14 protein-coding genes and 1 riboswitch are annotated in these 15212 nt (G+C 71.2%); of the genes, 4 read left to right on the top strand and 10 right to left on the bottom strand.

Annotated features, from left to right (window positions below; all coding sequences use genetic code 11):
- The first annotated feature begins 2 nt into the window (after positions 1–2).
- On the top strand, positions 3–1799 hold the full coding sequence (locus tag SY2F82_RS00915; protein ID WP_200416976.1) for a long-chain fatty acid--CoA ligase: 1797 nt from the start codon (positions 3–5) through the stop codon (positions 1797–1799).
- 23 nt (positions 1800–1822) lie between these two features.
- On the opposite strand, the gene SY2F82_RS00920 is transcribed toward SY2F82_RS00915, so the two are convergent.
- Together SY2F82_RS00920 and SY2F82_RS00925 are read right to left on the bottom strand one after the other, a co-directional pair.
- The gene (locus tag SY2F82_RS00920) at positions 1823–3445 is read right to left on the bottom strand and encodes a GMC oxidoreductase (RefSeq protein WP_200416977.1); all 1623 of its coding nucleotides are present in this window, start codon (positions 3443–3445) and stop codon (positions 1823–1825) included.
- 164 nt (positions 3446–3609) lie between these two features.
- Positions 3610–4752, bottom strand: coding sequence for a glycosyltransferase family 4 protein (locus SY2F82_RS00925; RefSeq protein WP_200416978.1), 1143 nt, complete (start codon positions 4750–4752; stop codon positions 3610–3612).
- Between the two features lie 147 nt (positions 4753–4899).
- On the opposite strand from SY2F82_RS00925, the gene SY2F82_RS00930 reads away from it, so the two are divergent.
- Positions 4900–6129, top strand: a complete 1230-nt coding sequence (locus SY2F82_RS00930; RefSeq protein ID WP_200416979.1) for a glycosyltransferase family 87 protein — start codon at positions 4900–4902, stop codon at positions 6127–6129.
- A 41-nt stretch (positions 6130–6170) separates the two neighbouring features.
- Here the strand turns inward: SY2F82_RS00930 and SY2F82_RS00935 are convergent, their stop codons facing one another.
- The 5 genes from SY2F82_RS00935 to SY2F82_RS00955 all read right to left on the bottom strand — a co-directional run bounded on the left by SY2F82_RS00935 (position 6171) and on the right by SY2F82_RS00955 (position 11625).
- On the bottom strand, positions 6171–7367 hold the full coding sequence (locus SY2F82_RS00935) for a hypothetical protein (RefSeq protein ID WP_200416980.1): 1197 nt from the start codon (positions 7365–7367) through the stop codon (positions 6171–6173).
- A 64-nt stretch (positions 7368–7431) separates the two neighbouring features.
- Complete coding sequence (locus SY2F82_RS00940; protein ID WP_200416981.1) at positions 7432–8475, bottom strand: C40 family peptidase; 1044 nt, start codon at positions 8473–8475, stop codon at positions 7432–7434.
- 246 nt (positions 8476–8721) lie between these two features.
- Positions 8722–9762, bottom strand: a complete 1041-nt coding sequence (locus SY2F82_RS00945) for an NlpC/P60 family protein (RefSeq protein ID WP_200416982.1) — start codon at positions 9760–9762, stop codon at positions 8722–8724.
- A gap of 239 nt (positions 9763–10001) precedes the next feature.
- The gene (locus SY2F82_RS00950) at positions 10002–11351 is read right to left on the bottom strand and encodes an NYN domain-containing protein (protein ID WP_200416983.1); all 1350 of its coding nucleotides are present in this window, start codon (positions 11349–11351) and stop codon (positions 10002–10004) included.
- 34 nt (positions 11352–11385) lie between these two features.
- Positions 11386–11625 (bottom strand): hypothetical protein, encoded by a 240-nt coding sequence (locus SY2F82_RS00955; protein WP_103843079.1) that lies wholly within the window; start codon positions 11623–11625, stop codon positions 11386–11388.
- A gap of 157 nt (positions 11626–11782) precedes the next feature.
- Here SY2F82_RS00955 and SY2F82_RS00960 point away from each other — a divergent pair, with 157 nt between their 5' ends.
- On the top strand, positions 11783–12514 hold the full coding sequence (locus tag SY2F82_RS00960; RefSeq protein WP_200416984.1) for a rhomboid family intramembrane serine protease: 732 nt from the start codon (positions 11783–11785) through the stop codon (positions 12512–12514).
- Positions 12511–12792, top strand: coding sequence for an Lrp/AsnC family transcriptional regulator (locus SY2F82_RS00965; RefSeq protein WP_103843080.1), 282 nt, complete (start codon positions 12511–12513; stop codon positions 12790–12792). Before SY2F82_RS00960 ends, SY2F82_RS00965 begins: the two co-directional genes overlap by 4 nt.
- Before the next feature lie 42 nt (positions 12793–12834).
- Here the strand turns inward: SY2F82_RS00965 and SY2F82_RS00970 are convergent, their stop codons facing one another.
- From SY2F82_RS00970 to SY2F82_RS00980, 3 genes are all read right to left on the bottom strand, one after another.
- Positions 12835–14196 carry an aminotransferase class V-fold PLP-dependent enzyme gene (locus SY2F82_RS00970; RefSeq protein WP_200416985.1) on the bottom strand — a complete coding sequence of 454 codons (1362 nt, stop codon included), beginning with the start codon at positions 14194–14196 and terminating at the stop codon, positions 12835–12837.
- A 186-nt stretch (positions 14197–14382) separates the two neighbouring features.
- Positions 14383–14499, bottom strand: a riboswitch (SAM riboswitch).
- Between the two features lie 79 nt (positions 14500–14578).
- The gene (locus SY2F82_RS00975) at positions 14579–14749 is read right to left on the bottom strand and encodes a hypothetical protein (RefSeq protein WP_200416986.1); all 171 of its coding nucleotides are present in this window, start codon (positions 14747–14749) and stop codon (positions 14579–14581) included.
- 26 nt (positions 14750–14775) lie between these two features.
- Positions 14776–15132 (bottom strand): PRC-barrel domain-containing protein, encoded by a 357-nt coding sequence (locus SY2F82_RS00980; protein ID WP_200416987.1) that lies wholly within the window; start codon positions 15130–15132, stop codon positions 14776–14778.
- Positions 15133–15212 lie beyond the last annotated feature (80 nt).

Consider the following 15212-nt stretch of genomic DNA (forward strand, 5'->3'; position numbering starts at 1 on the left):
TCTTGCGCGAGTTCAGCCTTCCGGCTTTGTACGAGGTCCCTGCGGACGGAAACCTGACCGACATCGTTCGCAGAAACGCCGCGCAGCATCCGGACGTCGCCGTCATCGCCCGCAAGGTCGCGGGCGCCTGGCAGGACGTCACCGCCACGGCCTTCCTCGCCGAGGTGCAGGCCGCGGCGAAGGGCCTGATCGCCTCCGGAGTGCAGCCGGGCGACCGGGTGGGCCTGATGTCGCGGACCCGCTACGAGTGGACGCTGCTGGACTTCGCGATCTGGAGCGCGGGCGGGGTCACCGTGCCGGTGTACGAGACCAGCTCGCCGGAGCAGGTGCAGTGGATCCTCAGCGACTCGGGCGCGACCGCCTGCATCGTGGAGCAGGACGCGCACGCCGCGGCCGTCGAGACGGTGCGCGAGAAGCTGCCCGCGCTCAAGCACGTCTGGCAGATCGACGCCGGGGCCGTGGAGGAGCTGGGCCGCGTCGGCCGGGACGTCAGCGACACGGCGGTCGAGGAGCGCAGCTCCCTCGCCAAGGCCGACGATCCGGCGACGATCGTCTACACCAGCGGCACCACCGGGCGCCCCAAGGGCTGTGTGCTGACCCACCGCAACTTCTTCGCCGAGTGCGGGAACGTCGTGGAGCGGCTGCGCCCCCTGTTCCGTACCGGCGAGTGCTCGGTCCTGCTCTTCCTTCCGCTCGCGCACGTCTTCGGGCGTCTGGTGCAGATCGCGCCGATGATGGCGCCGATCAAGCTGGGCTGTGTCCCGGACATCAAGAACCTCACCGACGAACTGGCCGCGTTCCGGCCGACGTTGGTCCTCGGCGTGCCGCGCGTGTTCGAGAAGGTGTACAACTCGGCGCGCGCCAAGGCGCAGGCGGACGGCAAGGGGAAGATCTTCGACAAGGCGGCGGACGCGGCGATCGCCTACAGCAAGGCGCTGGACTCGCCGTCCGGTCCGTCCCTCGGCCTGAAGATCAAGCACAAGGCGTTCGACAAGCTCGTCTACAGCAAGCTGCGCGCGGTGCTGGGCGGCCGCGGCGAGTACGCCATCTCCGGGGGCGCCCCCCTGGGCGAGCGCCTGGGCCACTTCTTCCGCGGCATCGGCTTCACGGTCCTGGAGGGCTACGGCCTGACCGAGTCCTGCGCGGCGACGGCGTTCAACCCGTGGGACCGGCAGAAGATCGGTACGGTCGGCCAGCCGCTGCCGGGTTCCGTGATCCGCATCGCGGACGACGGCGAGGTGCTGCTGCACGGCGAGCACCTCTTCAAGGGCTACTGGAACAACGAGGCCGCGACCGCCGAGGCGCTGGCCGACGGCTGGTTCCACACCGGCGACATCGGCACCCTCGACGAGGACGGCTACCTCAGGATCACCGGCCGCAAGAAGGAGCTCATCGTCACCGCGGGCGGCAAGAACGTGGCCCCCGCGGTGATCGAGGACCGCATCCGGGCGCACGCGCTGGTCGCGGAGTGCATGGTGGTGGGCGACGGGCGGCCGTTCGTGGGCGCGCTCATCACGATCGACGAGGAGTTCCTGGGCCGCTGGGCGGCCGAGCACGGCAAGCCGGCGGGTTCCACCGCGGCGTCGCTGTGCGACGACCCGGATCTGCTCGCCGCGGTCCAGGACGCGGTCGACGACGGCAACGCCGCGGTGTCGAAGGCGGAATCGGTGCGGAAGTTCCGCATTCTGCCCTCCCAGTTCACCGAGGAGTCGGGCCACCTCACGCCGTCCCTGAAGCTCAAGCGGAACGTGGTGGCGAAGGACTACGCGGAAGAGATCGAGGCCCTCTACCGGAAGTAGCCGGCCCCCTCTCACGGCTTACGTCATGGCGCGGTGTCCTCGGAAAGGACCCGCGCCATGGTGCGTTCCGCGAGCGCGGTGATGGTGAGGAACGGATTGACGCCGAGGTTGCCCGGCACCAGGGAGCCGTCGGTGACGTACAGCCTCGAGTAGCCCTTCACCCGGCCGTGGTCGTCGGTCGCCCTGCCCAGCACGCAGCCGCCGAGCGGGTGGTACGTGAAGTCGTCGGCGAAGACCTTGCTGCCGGCGCCGAAGAGGTCGTACCGGTAGATGGTCGCGTTGGCGGCGTTGATCCGGTCGAAGAGCTTCTTGGCCATGCTCGCCGAGACGGCGCTCTGGGCGGCGTTCCAGCCGAGTTTCACGCCGTCGGTCGAGGGGTCGTACGTGAACGAGGCCCGCTGAGGGTTCTTGGTGATCGCCAGATAGAGGCTGACCCAGTGCTCGAGCCCCGTCGGCAGCGGGGCGATCTCGGCGAAGACGGGATTGCCGGCGTTGGCCCAGTCGTCGATGCCCATCACGGGGATGGTGGACTCGTCGGCACCGACCGTGTCCCAGACGTGGTTGGCACGGCCGAGCATCACGTTGCCGTTGGTGCCCCAGCCGGTGCCGACGCTCGCGTCGAGCGCGGGCAGGGTGCCCGTCTCCCGTGCGCGGACCAGGAGTTCGGTGGTGCCGATGCTGCCCGCCGCGAGGAAGAGGTACGTGCACCCGTACTGCTTGGTCTCGACGACCGCGCCGGTCACGTCGATCCGGTCGGCGGTCAGTACGTAGGTGCCGTCGGCGGCTCTTCGGATCTCCCTGACCCGCTCCAGGGTGTTGATGGTCACGTTGCCGGTGCCGAGCGCGGAGGCGAGGTAGGTCTTGTCGAGGCTGCGCTTGCCGTGGTTGTTGCCGTAGATGACCTCGCCGGCGAGTGCGGACCTGGTGGCGGTGCCGTCCGCCTCGCGCCGCATGTAGGCGAAGTCGTAGACGTTGGGCACGAAGGTGGTCTTCAGGCCGGTGTTCGCGGCGGCCTTCCGGGAGGTGCGGGCGAACCGGTACCACTCGGTCGACTCGAACCAGGCGGGGTCGATCGTGTTGACGCCGAGCATGGAGCGGGCGCGCGGGAAGTAGGTGCCGTACATCTCGGTGGCGTCGACGGTGGGGAACTGCTCGCTGAAGTACGACTGGAGGGGTGTGACCGCCATGCCGCCGTTGACGAGGGAGCCGCCGCCGACGCCGCGGCCCACGTACACGGACATGGCGTCGAAGTGCACGCGGTCGAGGACGCCGGGATAAGGGCTGATGTCCCGGTTGACGACGTCCAGCCAGAGGAAGGTGGCGAGCGGGGCCTCGGTGCGGGTGCGGAACCACATGGATCTGCGGTCCGGGGCGCTGGTGGAACAGAACACCGTGCCGTCGGGGCCGGGGTTGTTCCACAGGCGGCCCATCTCCAGGACGAGGGTGCGGATGCCGGCCTGGCCGAGGCGGAGGGCGGCTACGGCGCCGCCGTAGCCGGAGCCGATGACTATCGCCGGGGCGGATTCGACTGCGTCGGGCTCCGCAGCGTGGGCCGACTGCAGGTTGATGCGGGTGAACCCCAGTGTGGCTGCCGTTTGGAGGGCTGCGACGCCCAAGATCTGACGGCGCGTCAGTTTCGTTGTCATGGGCGCAGCATCGGCGGATTTTTGGGTTCCGGCTAGATTTCCGGCGCCATCCGGGGTGTCCCGTTCTCCGGCGGGGCGACTGCGGGCCGTCTGTGGTTGATCGCGCCCACGCGGCGGAGCCGCATATCGATACAGCCCCGCGCCCCTGATGAGCGCACCCCTCCTCAAAGAAGTTCCCGGAGCCTCTCCGCCAGCAGGTCCCAGCGCCACTTCTCCTCGATCCACTGCCTGCCCCGCTCGCCCATCCTGCGGCGCAACTCCGGATCTCCCAGGAGGGTGATGATGCGGTCCGCCGTCTCCTCCTCCGAGCCGCCCCGCACCACCCATCCCGTCTCGCCGTCCAGGACCGCGTCCGGGGCGCCGCCCGAGTCGCCGGCCACCACCGGGAGCCCCGTCGCCGAGGCCTCCAGGTAGACGATGCCGAGGCCCTCCACGTCCAGGCCGCCCCTGCGGGTGCGGCACGGCATCGCGAAGACGTCGCCCGCCCCGTAGTGCGCGGGCAGCCGGGACCAGGGCACGGCGCCCGTGAAGTGGACCGCGTCGGCGACCCCGGTCTCCTGGGCGAGCCTGCGCAGGTCCCTCTCGTAGGGACCGCCCCCGACGATCAGCAGGACCGTCTCCGGCTCCACGGCGAGGATGCGCGGCAGCGCCCGGATCAGGGTGTCCTGGCCCTTGCGCGGGACCAGGCGGGAGACGCAGACCACCACCGGGCGGTTGGTGAGCCCCAGGCGGGCGCGGACCTCGTCGCCGCCCGAGCCGGGGTGGAAGGTCTTCTCGTCGACGCCCGGCGGCAGCTGCACCATCCGGTCGGCCGCCTGAGGGGTGAGCGCGGTGGCGATGCGGGAGCGGGTGTACTCGCCGAGGTAGGTGATCGTGTCCGTGGACTCGCCGATGCGCCGCAACAGGGTCCGTGCAGCGGGCAGTTGGGCCCAACCCGCCTCGTGGCCGTGCGTGGTGGCGACCAGGCGCCGCGCGCCGGCCCGCCGCAGCGCCGGGGCCATCAGGCCGAGCGGTGCCGCCGCCCCGAACCACACCGAGGTGCAGCCGTGCTCCCTCAGCAGCCCCACGGCCCGCCGGGTCGCGGCCGGCGTCGGCAGCAGCATCGTCGTCCGGTCCCGTACGACGGTGAAGGGCTGCTCGGCGTCGAAGGCGGCCGTCGCCTCGGCGCCCTCCCGGCCGCGCTTCCAGGTGGAGGCGTAGACGACCAGCCGGTCGGGGTCCAGGCGGAGCGCCATGTTGTGCAGGAACGCCTGGATACCGCCGGGGCGCGGCGGAAAGTCGTTGGTCACGATGAGGGTCTTGTGCATCGTCGTCGACAGTACCGAACCGGTTGTGCGACCGTACTCACAGCGCCTTACGGTCGCGTTTGCCGCCCCCCGCCCGGCTCGACGCGAGATCATGGCCCTTCGACGACGGCGATACCGGACGCGTGAGGACAGGGACTGAAGGTGTACATGGCGGGCGCACGGCGCATTCCGGTCTGGCTGCTGCTCGCCACCTGGCTGCTGACGAGACTCGTCCTGCTGCTCTTCGTCTTCAAGGTGTGGGTCTTCCCCGGACCGGACGTCACCAGCGACGTCTCGGTGATCTACCAGGGCTGGTACGAGACCCTGCGCACCGGCAGCTTCCCCCAGGGCGACGTCACCTGGCAGTACCCGCCCGCCGCGGCGCTCGCGATCCTGTCCCCCGGGCTGCTGCCCTTCCTGCAGTACGCGCAGGCGTTCTTCGTGCTCGCCTGCGTCGCCGACCTGGCGGGCTTCGGCCTTCTGCTGTACGCGGGCCTGAGGCGCGGCAAGTCCCTGCGCGGCGCCTGGGTGTGGGTGGTCGGGGTTCCGCTGCTCGGCCCGACGGTGTACGCCCGCTACGACCTGATGGTGACGGCCGTGGCGGTCGCCGCGCTGCTGGCCGGGATGCGCCGTCCGCGGCTGATGGGAGCGCTCGCGGCGTTCGGCGCGCTGCTGAAGGTGTGGCCGGCGCTGCTGCTGGTGGGCGCCGGCAGGCGACGGGCCTGGGTCTCGGCCGCCGCGACGGCGGGCGCTCTCGCCCTGCTGTTCGCCGTGGCGATGCCCGGCGCCTTCTCCTTCCTGACCGCCCAGCGCGACCGCGGCACCGAGGTGGAGTCGCTGGGCTCGCTGGTGTTCCACGTGGCCCGGCACCACGGCTGGGAGGGCCGGGTGATGCTCAACTACGGCTCGGTGGAGTTCCTCGGCCCCTACGTCGACTGGGTCAGCGCGGCGGCCCTCTTCCTGACCGTGATCGCGTTCGGCTGGCTGCTGCTGTGGCGGGTGAGCGTGCGCCGCCTGCCGCCGCACGCGCTCGCGGACGCGGCCTTCGTGGCGGTGCTGCTGTTCACGCTCACCAGCCGGGTGATCAGCCCGCAGTACATGGTGTGGCTGGTCGGGCTCGCGGCCGTCTGCCTGTGCTTCCCCGGCAGCCGGATGCTCCTGCCCGCCGGGCTGGTCCTGGCCGCCTGCCTCGCCACGGTCCTGGAGTTCCCGGTGTACTTCTCGAACGTCGTGGCGAGCGACCGGCTGGGCGTCACCCTCCTCGCCACGCGCAACGGCCTGCTGCTGCTCGCCGCGCTGACCGCGGCCAGGGCGCTGTGGCGCACCACGGTCTCCCGCCCGACCGCGACGGTGCCGCATCAGACCGCCCGCACCCAGGAGACGCTCACACCCTCCTGAGTGACGCCCCCGCTCGATGCCGGGCCGAAGCGGCCGTGCTCTCAGCCGAGTTGGGACCGCAGATACGCCCGCCACTGCTGCGTGAACTTCTCCGGGGTCGTGCCGAGCACCCTTGCGAGGGCCGTCTCGACCGATCCCTCACGCTTCCCGTGGTCGCCGACAGCCCGGTAGAAGTCGTTCAGCCGGGCCTCGCCCCAGCGGTCGGCGATCATCCGGCAGGCCATCCAGCCGCTTTCGTAGGCCTGCGCCAGTTTCCCCGCGTCCCCGGAGAAGGCGAAGTCGGAGTCCCGCGGCGGCGCGGACAGAGCGGTGCCGAGCCCGACGGCGCGCTCGAGTTCGGGCGCCACCTGGGCGGGGGTCCGGCCGGTGCGACGGTAGCCGACCCAGTCGGCGTACCCCTCGGAGAGCCACAGGGGTGTGGCCGCCGTGGTGTGGCGGCGGGTGGCGACATGGGTGGTCTCGTGGGTGAGGACCACCTGTTTGCCGAGGTCGCCGAGGACGCCGTAGGCGTCCGGGTTGACGGTGATCCGGTCCGCGGGCGCCGTCCCGCTGCCGCCCACCTCACCGGTGGTGACCGCGGCTATCCCCCGGTACCCGGACGCCGGAGCGCCGAGCAGCGCCGCCATGCCCTCCAGCGACTTCGGTACGAGCACCACGACCCGGCCCGGCCAGCCGGTGCCCCACGCCTCGGTGACGGCGGGCACCGCCCGGTCCGCGAGGCGCGCGTACTCCCGCAGCGTCTCCCGCGGTTGCCCGACGCCGAGCACGAGGCTGTGCGCTCCGCGAACCGCCTCGACGGCGCCCTGGTCCCACAGTTGCCGGGCGGCCTTCCGCGCCGGCTCGTCCGAGGTGAGGTACCAGCGTCCGCCGGTGCGGGTCAGCCGCAGCGAGCGGGCGGCGGTGACCGGCGCCCGGTCGTATCCCCTGACGCGGTAGCGCAGTTCGGCGTCGGCGGTGGCCTGGTCACCGGTCAGGTGAACGGCGGTGAGCCGGTACGACCAGGCGGCCAGCGGCACGGCGCGCAGGTTGTCGAACCCGGCGGCGCCCGCCGTGCGGGTCTGGGTCGCGAGGAACGCGGAGCGGTCGCCCTCCAGGACCGCCGTCGCCCGCCGTTCGAGCAGCTGCCGCACGGCGGCCGTCCCGTTCCCGGCGGGGGCGGCGCCGCCACAGCCGACGAGCCCGGCCAGCAGCAGGACACAGCACGCCACGATCTTCGACGCACGCCCACGATCAGCCACCGTCCGATCGTACGCGGCGCCCGCCCGCCGCTCGCGCGCCGGTTTCGGCCGCTGACCGGTGCCTTCAGGGCCTGGTGACCGAGGCGATCGGCATCATGCCGACCGGGTCGTAGCGCACCGCCGCCCCCGGATGGGGTGCGTGGATGACCTGGCCGTTGCCGACGTACATCGCCACATGGCTGGCGTCGGAGCGGTAGACCACCAGGTCCCCGGGCTGGGCCTGGGACAACGGCACCTGGCGGCCGGCGTACCGCTGCTCCTGCGAGGTGCGCGGCAGTCCGACGCCCGCCCGCGCGTACGCCCACTGCATGAGGCCCGAACAGTCGAAGCCGCCCGGCCCGTTGGCGCCCCACACATACGGGCGGCCGAGCGCGGAGCGGGCAGCGGCGACGGCCGCCGCCGCGCGGGAGTCGGGCACCGCGGCGGGGGTGAGGGCGGGCACCTCGCCGGCGGAGCGGGAGGCCCGCTGGTAGGCGGTGCGCTCCTCGGCCGGCAGGGAGTTCAGCAGCCGCTGTGCCGCGACGAGCTTCCGCTCCACGGCCTTCTTGTGCTGCGCGACCGCCTCGCGGTTCTTCTCCAACTGGGCGAGCTCACCGGCCACCACCGCACGTTCCCGGGCCAACCGGCGCAGCGCTCCCTGGAGTTCCTTGAGCTGCCCGGCCTGGCGGGCGCCGATGCGGTCCAGCACGGCCGCCTTGTCGAGGTACTCGCCGGGGTTGTCCGACAGCAGCAGCGCGAGGGAGGAGGCGAGTCCGCCGGAGCGGTACTGCGCCCCGGCGAGCGCACCGAGCGCGTCCCGCATGCTGTTGACGCGGTCCTGCTGCCGGGCGACGCGGTCCTGTGCCCGACCGACGTCCCGGCGCAGCGCGTCAGCGCGTTCCCCGGCCTTGTTGTAGGCCTCGGTGGCCTGCTCCGCCTCCCGGTACAGCTGGTCCACCGTGGCCCGGGTGTCGCGTGGCGCGGCGTTCGCCGGTACGGCGCCCAGTGTCGCCGCGGCCGCCGCTGCGGCGGACAGTACGGCGGCTGCCCTCTTCAGGGCTCGGTTGGACTCCGCGGCGCTGGCGCCCTGGCGCATGCCGGACGGTGCAAGGCGGCGATGGGACCCCACGACCGGTCGCTCTCCTTCCGCTGAGGAACCGCCCGCCGGGCGGCGGGGGAAACGCGGCAGACAGTAGCGGGATGATCACCGCCGGTCCAAAGACCTCGAGAGGCCGACAGAGCGACGCCCCGCCGCTGACGCAGGTCATCGGCGGGGCGTGGAGTCAGCGGCAGTCGCTGGAATTCGCTCGTTCGGGCGGTGTGGTGTCGTGCGGTTCGAGGAACCGGGTAACCGGGTCGGTCTCGGGACCGGGATTCAGACCCGGACGCCGAACATGAACGGTCCGCCGATCGTGGACATCGACTCGTAGCGGACGACCGTGCCGGTGCGCGGGGCGTGCAGGATCTGACCGTTGCCCGCGTAGAGACCCACGTGGTGGATGTCGTTGAAGAAGAAGACCAGGTCGCCGACCTGGAGGTCGTTGACCGAGTAGATGCGGGTGCCTATGTTCGCCTGCTCCTGCGAGGTACGCGGGATGGAGACGCCGGCCTGCGCGTACGCCCAGGAGGTCAGGCCCGAGCAGTCGTAGGCGTTGGGGCCCGTGGCGCCGTAGACGTACGGCTTGCCGATCTGGCTCTGGGCGGCGGAGAAGGCGGCTCCGGCCCGGCCGGAGCCGACGCCGACGGAGACACTGAGCGCGCTGCGCTCGCTGGCCCGGCTGGCGCGGTCCTGGTCGGCCTGGAGGGCGGCCCGCTGCTGGGCGGTGAGGCTGTTGAGGAGCTTCTGCGCCGCGGCGAGCTTGCCCTGGACTTCCTGCTTCTTCTTGCCCAGTTCGGTGCGGGTGGCGGCGAGGTCCTTGAGCTTGTCGGTGGCTTCCTGCCGCTCCTGGGCCAGCTCGCGCTGTTTCTCCTGGATCTTCTTCAGCGCCTCGACCTGCTGGCTGCTCAACTGGTCGAGGGTGGACGCCTTGTCGAGGTAGTCGTCCGGGTTCGAGGAGAGGAAGAGCTGGAGGGAGGGGTCGATGCTGCCGGTGCGGTACTGGGCGCTGGCCATGGTGCCGATGCCGTCGCGCAGCTTGTTGAGCTCGTCCTGGCCGCGGGCGACCTTGTCCTGGAGGGTGGAGATCTCCTTCTGGAGCTGCTCCTGCTTCTCCTTGGCCCCGTTGTACTGCTCGGTGGCCTTCTCCGCGTCCTCGTAGAGCTTGTCGACCTTGGACTTGACCTCGTCCACGCTCGGCTTGGCACTGGGCGCCGCATTGGCGGCGTTCGCGCTGAACGCGACAGCGGCGGCGGCTGCGGTGGTCAGCACGGTCACACGTGCACGGCTCGGCTGTTTGGGTCGACGGTGGGACGCCACGGAAGCAGGCTCCTTCTTCTGAGTGATCACCCGCTCGGAGGTTCGAGGCCAGACCCTAGTGACCTTGTCGTGATGAATTCAAATCCTCACACCAAAAAATCCAGTCTCGCAATGCATTCTTTGCACATGAGCCACAGGAAGTGAGGCAACCCTGACGCTACGTTGCGCGACGGTTCCGTCAATTCGGGCATTGAGCCTGTACGTTGCGGTTGGTGACGTAGGTGATCTCAGGCCCGATTTCAGCCGCGTGAGAGACGCTTCAGCAGCACCGCCGAAGCAACCGGGCGCGCTCCCGCCCTCGCGACCCCGTCGGCCACCTCGCGATCCGTGGAGGCGACGATGACGGGCCGGCCCGGCGGCTCGGCGCGCACCAGCTGGCGGATCAACTCGTCGGCGGTGACGCCCGGTTTGGAGAACAGCACCCGCACCCCGCGCGGCGGCGCGAGCAGCACGGGTGCGGCCAGTTCGGCCCCGTCGAAGACACAGGTGACCTCGGCACCGGTCTGCGCGGCGAGTTGGGAGAGCTGACCGAGGAGCCTCAGACGCTGCTTCTCCAGCGGCATCTGCGGATAACCGGTCTTGGTGACGTTGTAGCCGTCGACGACCAGATGCACCTGGGGCAGTGCGAGCAACTGGTCGAGAATCGCGGGGTCGTTCTCGGACAGCGCACGGGCGGCGATGTCCTTCGGGGTCATTCGTCCTGGTTCGACCGCGTCCACCGTCTCCGCCGGCCGTACGGAGACCGGTGGCAGCGCCAGTTCACGGCGCAGCCCCTGGGCCGCGTCGAGCAGGGTGTCGAGCAACAGCCGTACCCTCATGTCCTCGACGCTGCGTCCCTCGCGCGCCGCCCTGCGGGTGGCCTCCAGGGTGGCCTCCGCCTCGCCGAGGCGTGCCTTGAGCCGCCGGGTCTCGCTCTCGGCGGCGGAGAGCTGGGCCTGCCCTTCGGCGCGCACCGCCTCGATCTCGCCCTGGACCTTGCGCAGGGCGGCCTCGCCGCGTCTGACGTCACTGAGGGCGGCTCGCAGTTTGCGGTGAAGCGAGTCGGCCTCCTTGCGGGCCGCGTCCAGCTCCGCCCGCAGCCGCTCGGTCTCGGCGCGGGTGTGCTCGCGTGCGGCCGCCAGCTCCGCGCGCAGCCGCTCCAGCTCGGCGCGGCTCTCCTCGTCGGCGCGCTCGGCGTCGACGCGCTGGGCCTCCTCACCGGCGGCGGTCACCAGCTTCACCCAGCCCGCCGGGCGCAGTACATAGGCCGCGGCCGCCACGTCGAGCGGGTCCGCGGCCGGGGGCGGCGAGCCGGAGTCCAGGGCGCCGGCGAGCTCCGGCTGGGCCTCTCTGAGCTTCTCGGCGATGCGCTGCCGGAACAGCGCGTCCGTCTCCACGGCCGCCGCCATGGCGTTGCCGGCGAACTTGGCCCGGCGGGTCGGGGTGAACCGGGCGTACTGGCGCAGCTGTGCGGGCAGTTCGGCGAGCGTCAGCCCGCCGAAGCCGTCGGACACGATCTGCACGACCCGGCGGCGCACGCCGTCGGGCAGCGGACGGTCGAGCACCTCAGCGGTGCCGTCGACCGGCCCCCCGCCTGTGGTCTCAGCCATCCCTCACCCCATACGCCCTGCGGGGCCGCCTCCCTCAGGAGCCGGCGCCCGGCCTGTCCACGAGTTCCACCTGGTCGACCGCGTTGCACCAGCGGCAACGGACCGACTCGATGGTCTCACTGACCACCTCGCGCTCCTCGACCTTCGGCTCCCCGGCCAGATCGAGGTGCACGTACTCGACGACCTTCGACGAGCGGGTCACGTCGAAACGGGTGAGGTTGCCGCAGAGCGTGCAGCGCCAGCGGGTCGTCTCCGTCGGCAGGGGAACCGTCATCGTGGGTGCTCTTCCTTCTTCCAGTCTCCGTGATGCGCCAGTTTCCCTGGAGCGTGTGGCTCGTAACCCTACGGCCTGGCGAGTACCCGCCGCCCGCCCGTTCCACGGCGGCGAGGCACTCTGTGCGTATCGGTCCGGTTACGCCATGCTCTGTACCATGATCAGCACCTGGACCAGGTCGGCCGTGGGAGCGCTGCGCGGACAGTCGGCGCCGGTGACGTACGGGCTGATCGTCCTGTGTTGCGCGCTCTTCGTCGTCGGACCGGCCGCGGGGTTGAGTCCGGCCTACGGGACCGGGGACGCGCTGCTCGCCGCGCAGCGGGCCTACTTCGCCCGCTGGGGCGTGGTGCCGGTGGAGCTGTTCAGCGGGGCGCCGCGGGCGGCGCTCACGCCCGCGACCGCGCTGTTCGTGCACGGCAGCTGGGTGCATCTGCTGGGCAACATGCTCTTCCTCTACGTCTTCGGGGCCATGGCCGAGGAGCGGATGGGGCATGTGGAGTTCGCCCTGTTCTACCTGGGATGCGGCTGTCTGGCGTTGCTGGGGTACGCGGCGGCCAACGCGGCGTCGGCGCAGACGCTGGTCGGAGCGTCCGGGGCGATCTCCGCGGTCCTGGGTGCGTTCCTGTTCCTCTTCCCCAAGGCGCGGGTGACCAGTCTCTTCCCGTTCCTGTTCTTCCTGCCGCTGAGGTTCCCGGCGTGGGTGGTGCTGCCGTTCTGGGCGTCCCTGCAGTGGATGGCGGCCGGCCGGGCCTCCCAGGGGCCCGGGGTGGCCTACCTGGCCCATCTGGTCGGGTTCTCGCTGGGGTTCGTCTACGCGTCGGTGCGCTACACGCGTACGAGTAGGGTGAAACCACCAGCCGAGGCCCCCGAGGGAGAACAGCAGCCGTGATCACCGCGATCGTGCTCATCAAGACCAGCGTGGACCGGATCCCCGAGATCGCGGAGCGGATCGCCTCGCTGGATTCCGTCAGCGAGGTCTTCTCCGTCACGGGGACGTACGACCTGATCGCCATGGTGCGGGTGAGGGAGCACGAGGAGCTGGCGGACGTCATCCCCGGGCGGATCAGCAAGATCCCGGGGGTCGAGGCGACGGACACCCACGTGGCGTTCCGTACGTACTCCCAGCACGACCTGGAGGCGGCGTTCGCGATCGGGCTGGACTCCTGATCCGCCCGATCCGCTGAACACCGCCTCACCGGCCCTGCCGGCTCAGACCGCCGGGACGCAGCGGCCGTTCTCCGTGCGGTACTGCCACCGCGCGCCGTCGCTGACCAGTTCCTTCACGGCGTTGACGAAGCGCTCCACATGCTCGTCGGGGGTGCCGGCGCCGAAGCTCACCCGGATCGCGTTGAGGGACTTCTCCCCGGGCGTCGCCTCGGGGGCGCCGCACTCGCCCTGGGTCTGGGGGTCGCTGCCGAGCAGGGTGCGGACCAGCGGGTGGGCGCAGAACAGGCCGTCGCGGACGCCGATGCCGTACTCGGCGGAGAGCGCGGCGGCGAAGTGGGAGCTGTTCCAGCCCTCGACGACGAAGGAGATCACGCCGACGCGGGGGGCGTCGTCGCCGAAGAGGGAGAGGATCCTGACCTCGGGGACGTCGGCCAGGCCCTCCCTGACCTTGCGGATCAGGTGCTGCTCACGGGCGACCAGGGTGTCGAAGCCGGCCTCGGCGAGGGCCTTGCAGGCAGAGGCGATGGCGTAGGCGCCGATCACGTTCGGGGAGCCGGCCTCGTGGCGGGCGGCCGTGTCGTGCCACTCCACGTCCACTCCCCCGTCCGTCCTGCGCGACACCTTGCGGCTGGCGCCGCCGCCCGCGAGGTACGGCTCGGCCTGGCGCAGCCAGTCGGCGCGCCCGGCCAGGACTCCGGAGCCGAAGGGGGCGTAGAGCTTGTGGCCCGAGAAGGCGACCCAGTCCACGTCCAGGTCCTTGACGGACACCGGGTGGTGCGGGGCGAGCTGGGCGGCGTCCAGGACGATACGGGCGCCGTGCGCGTGGGCTGCCGCCGCCAGCTCGCGCACCGGCCACAGCTCGCCGGTGACGTTGGAGGCGCCGGTGACGCAGACCAGGGCCGGGCCGTAGGGGTCGCGGTCGGCGAGGGCGCGCTCCAGGGTCTCGACGGCCTGCCGGGGGCTGCTGGGGGCGTCGAGGTAGGTGACCCGGGCGTCCCGCCACGGCAGCAGGGAGGCGTGGTGCTCGGTCTCGAAGACGAAGACCTGGCAGTCGGCCGGGAGGGCGGCGGCGAGAAGGTTGAGCGAGTCGGTGGTGGAGCGGGTGAAGACCACCTGGTCGGTGTCGCGGCAGTCGAGGAACTCGGCGACCGTGCGGCGGGCGTTCTCGAACAGGTCGGTGGACAGCTGGGAGAGGTAGCCGGCGCCGCGGTGGACGCTGCCGTAGTAGGGGGCGTACGCCGCCACGTCGTCCCAGACGCGCTGCAGCGCGGGGGCGCTGGCCGCGTAGTCGAGCGCGGCGTAGGTGACGTCGCCGCCGGTGACGAGCGGGACGGTGACATCACGGCCCAGAACGGGCAGCGGGGCACAGACGGACTGGTCGGCGGCAAGGGTGGAGACGGACATGGGTGTACTCCCGTAGAGCAGGCGAGACTCACCGGTGCCGGAGGCGCGCACGGGCGCAGCGGTGTCCACGGCACGGAGAAGGTGAAAGGAAAAAAGGGATGCGGAGGCGGGGCTCTGCGGCCCTAACGCATTCGCTTGCTCACGGAAGGCTCCCTCGAACGACCAGGACCCCTGGAAGGCACGAGGGGTCCGCGCTTGCCGCAGACCTCGCTGCCTGCGACCTGGTCTTCACCCGGGGCACCCCGCCACGGACGGAGGGTTGCCGGACAGCCGGCCGGGGCCGAATGACTGTCGCTCATGACCTGATGTGGAAACTACGGCAGGTGATCACCTGCTCGCAACTTCTGTCCGTATACCGGGACGGGCGGACCCGTCCCGGTCGTCACCGAACCATGTGGTGCTTCGAGCGCCGCCCCCAGCGCATGCCGAACAGGATGAGGCTGGCCAGGAACACCACTATGCCGATGATCAGGAGGTAGAACAGCCCCTTCGCGACCGCGCCGATGATGCCGAGGGCGACCGCCGCGAGGATCAGGAACAGGAAGACCGCCATGATGACCACTTCCTTCGGCCCGGGGGTCAGCGGCGCGCGAGGCGGCGTCCGCGGTCGGCACCGGGCTCGTAGGCCCTGTCGTAGTGTTTGAAGATCTCTTCTTCCCGCTCGACCGGCAGCACGTCGTCCACGCCGATGGACGGCGCCTTGCGTACCTGCCCCTTGGAGTGGGCCACCTGGACGTATCCGGGTCCCACCGTCGCCTCGTCGATGGGGACGAAGACGAGCCTCTGCCGGGTCACCATCCCGGTGCGGACGGTGGCCATGGCGGGCGTGTCGGTGGTGGTGTCGACGTACACCGCCTCCAGAGACCCGATCTTGCGGCCCTTGGCGTCGATCACGTCCCGGTTGCGCCACTCGCGGATATCGGCTGTATGGATCATGCCCAGCCTCCTTGCGGCCCGCGGAGGGGAGCTGCCTTTGTCTCACTGTACTCCAGCCAGCCTGACCTGGCCTTTTCCGC

The organism is Streptomyces sp. Y2F8-2 (genome assembly GCF_014905555.1).
Classification (GTDB): domain Bacteria; phylum Actinomycetota; class Actinomycetes; order Streptomycetales; family Streptomycetaceae; genus Streptomyces; species Streptomyces cynarae.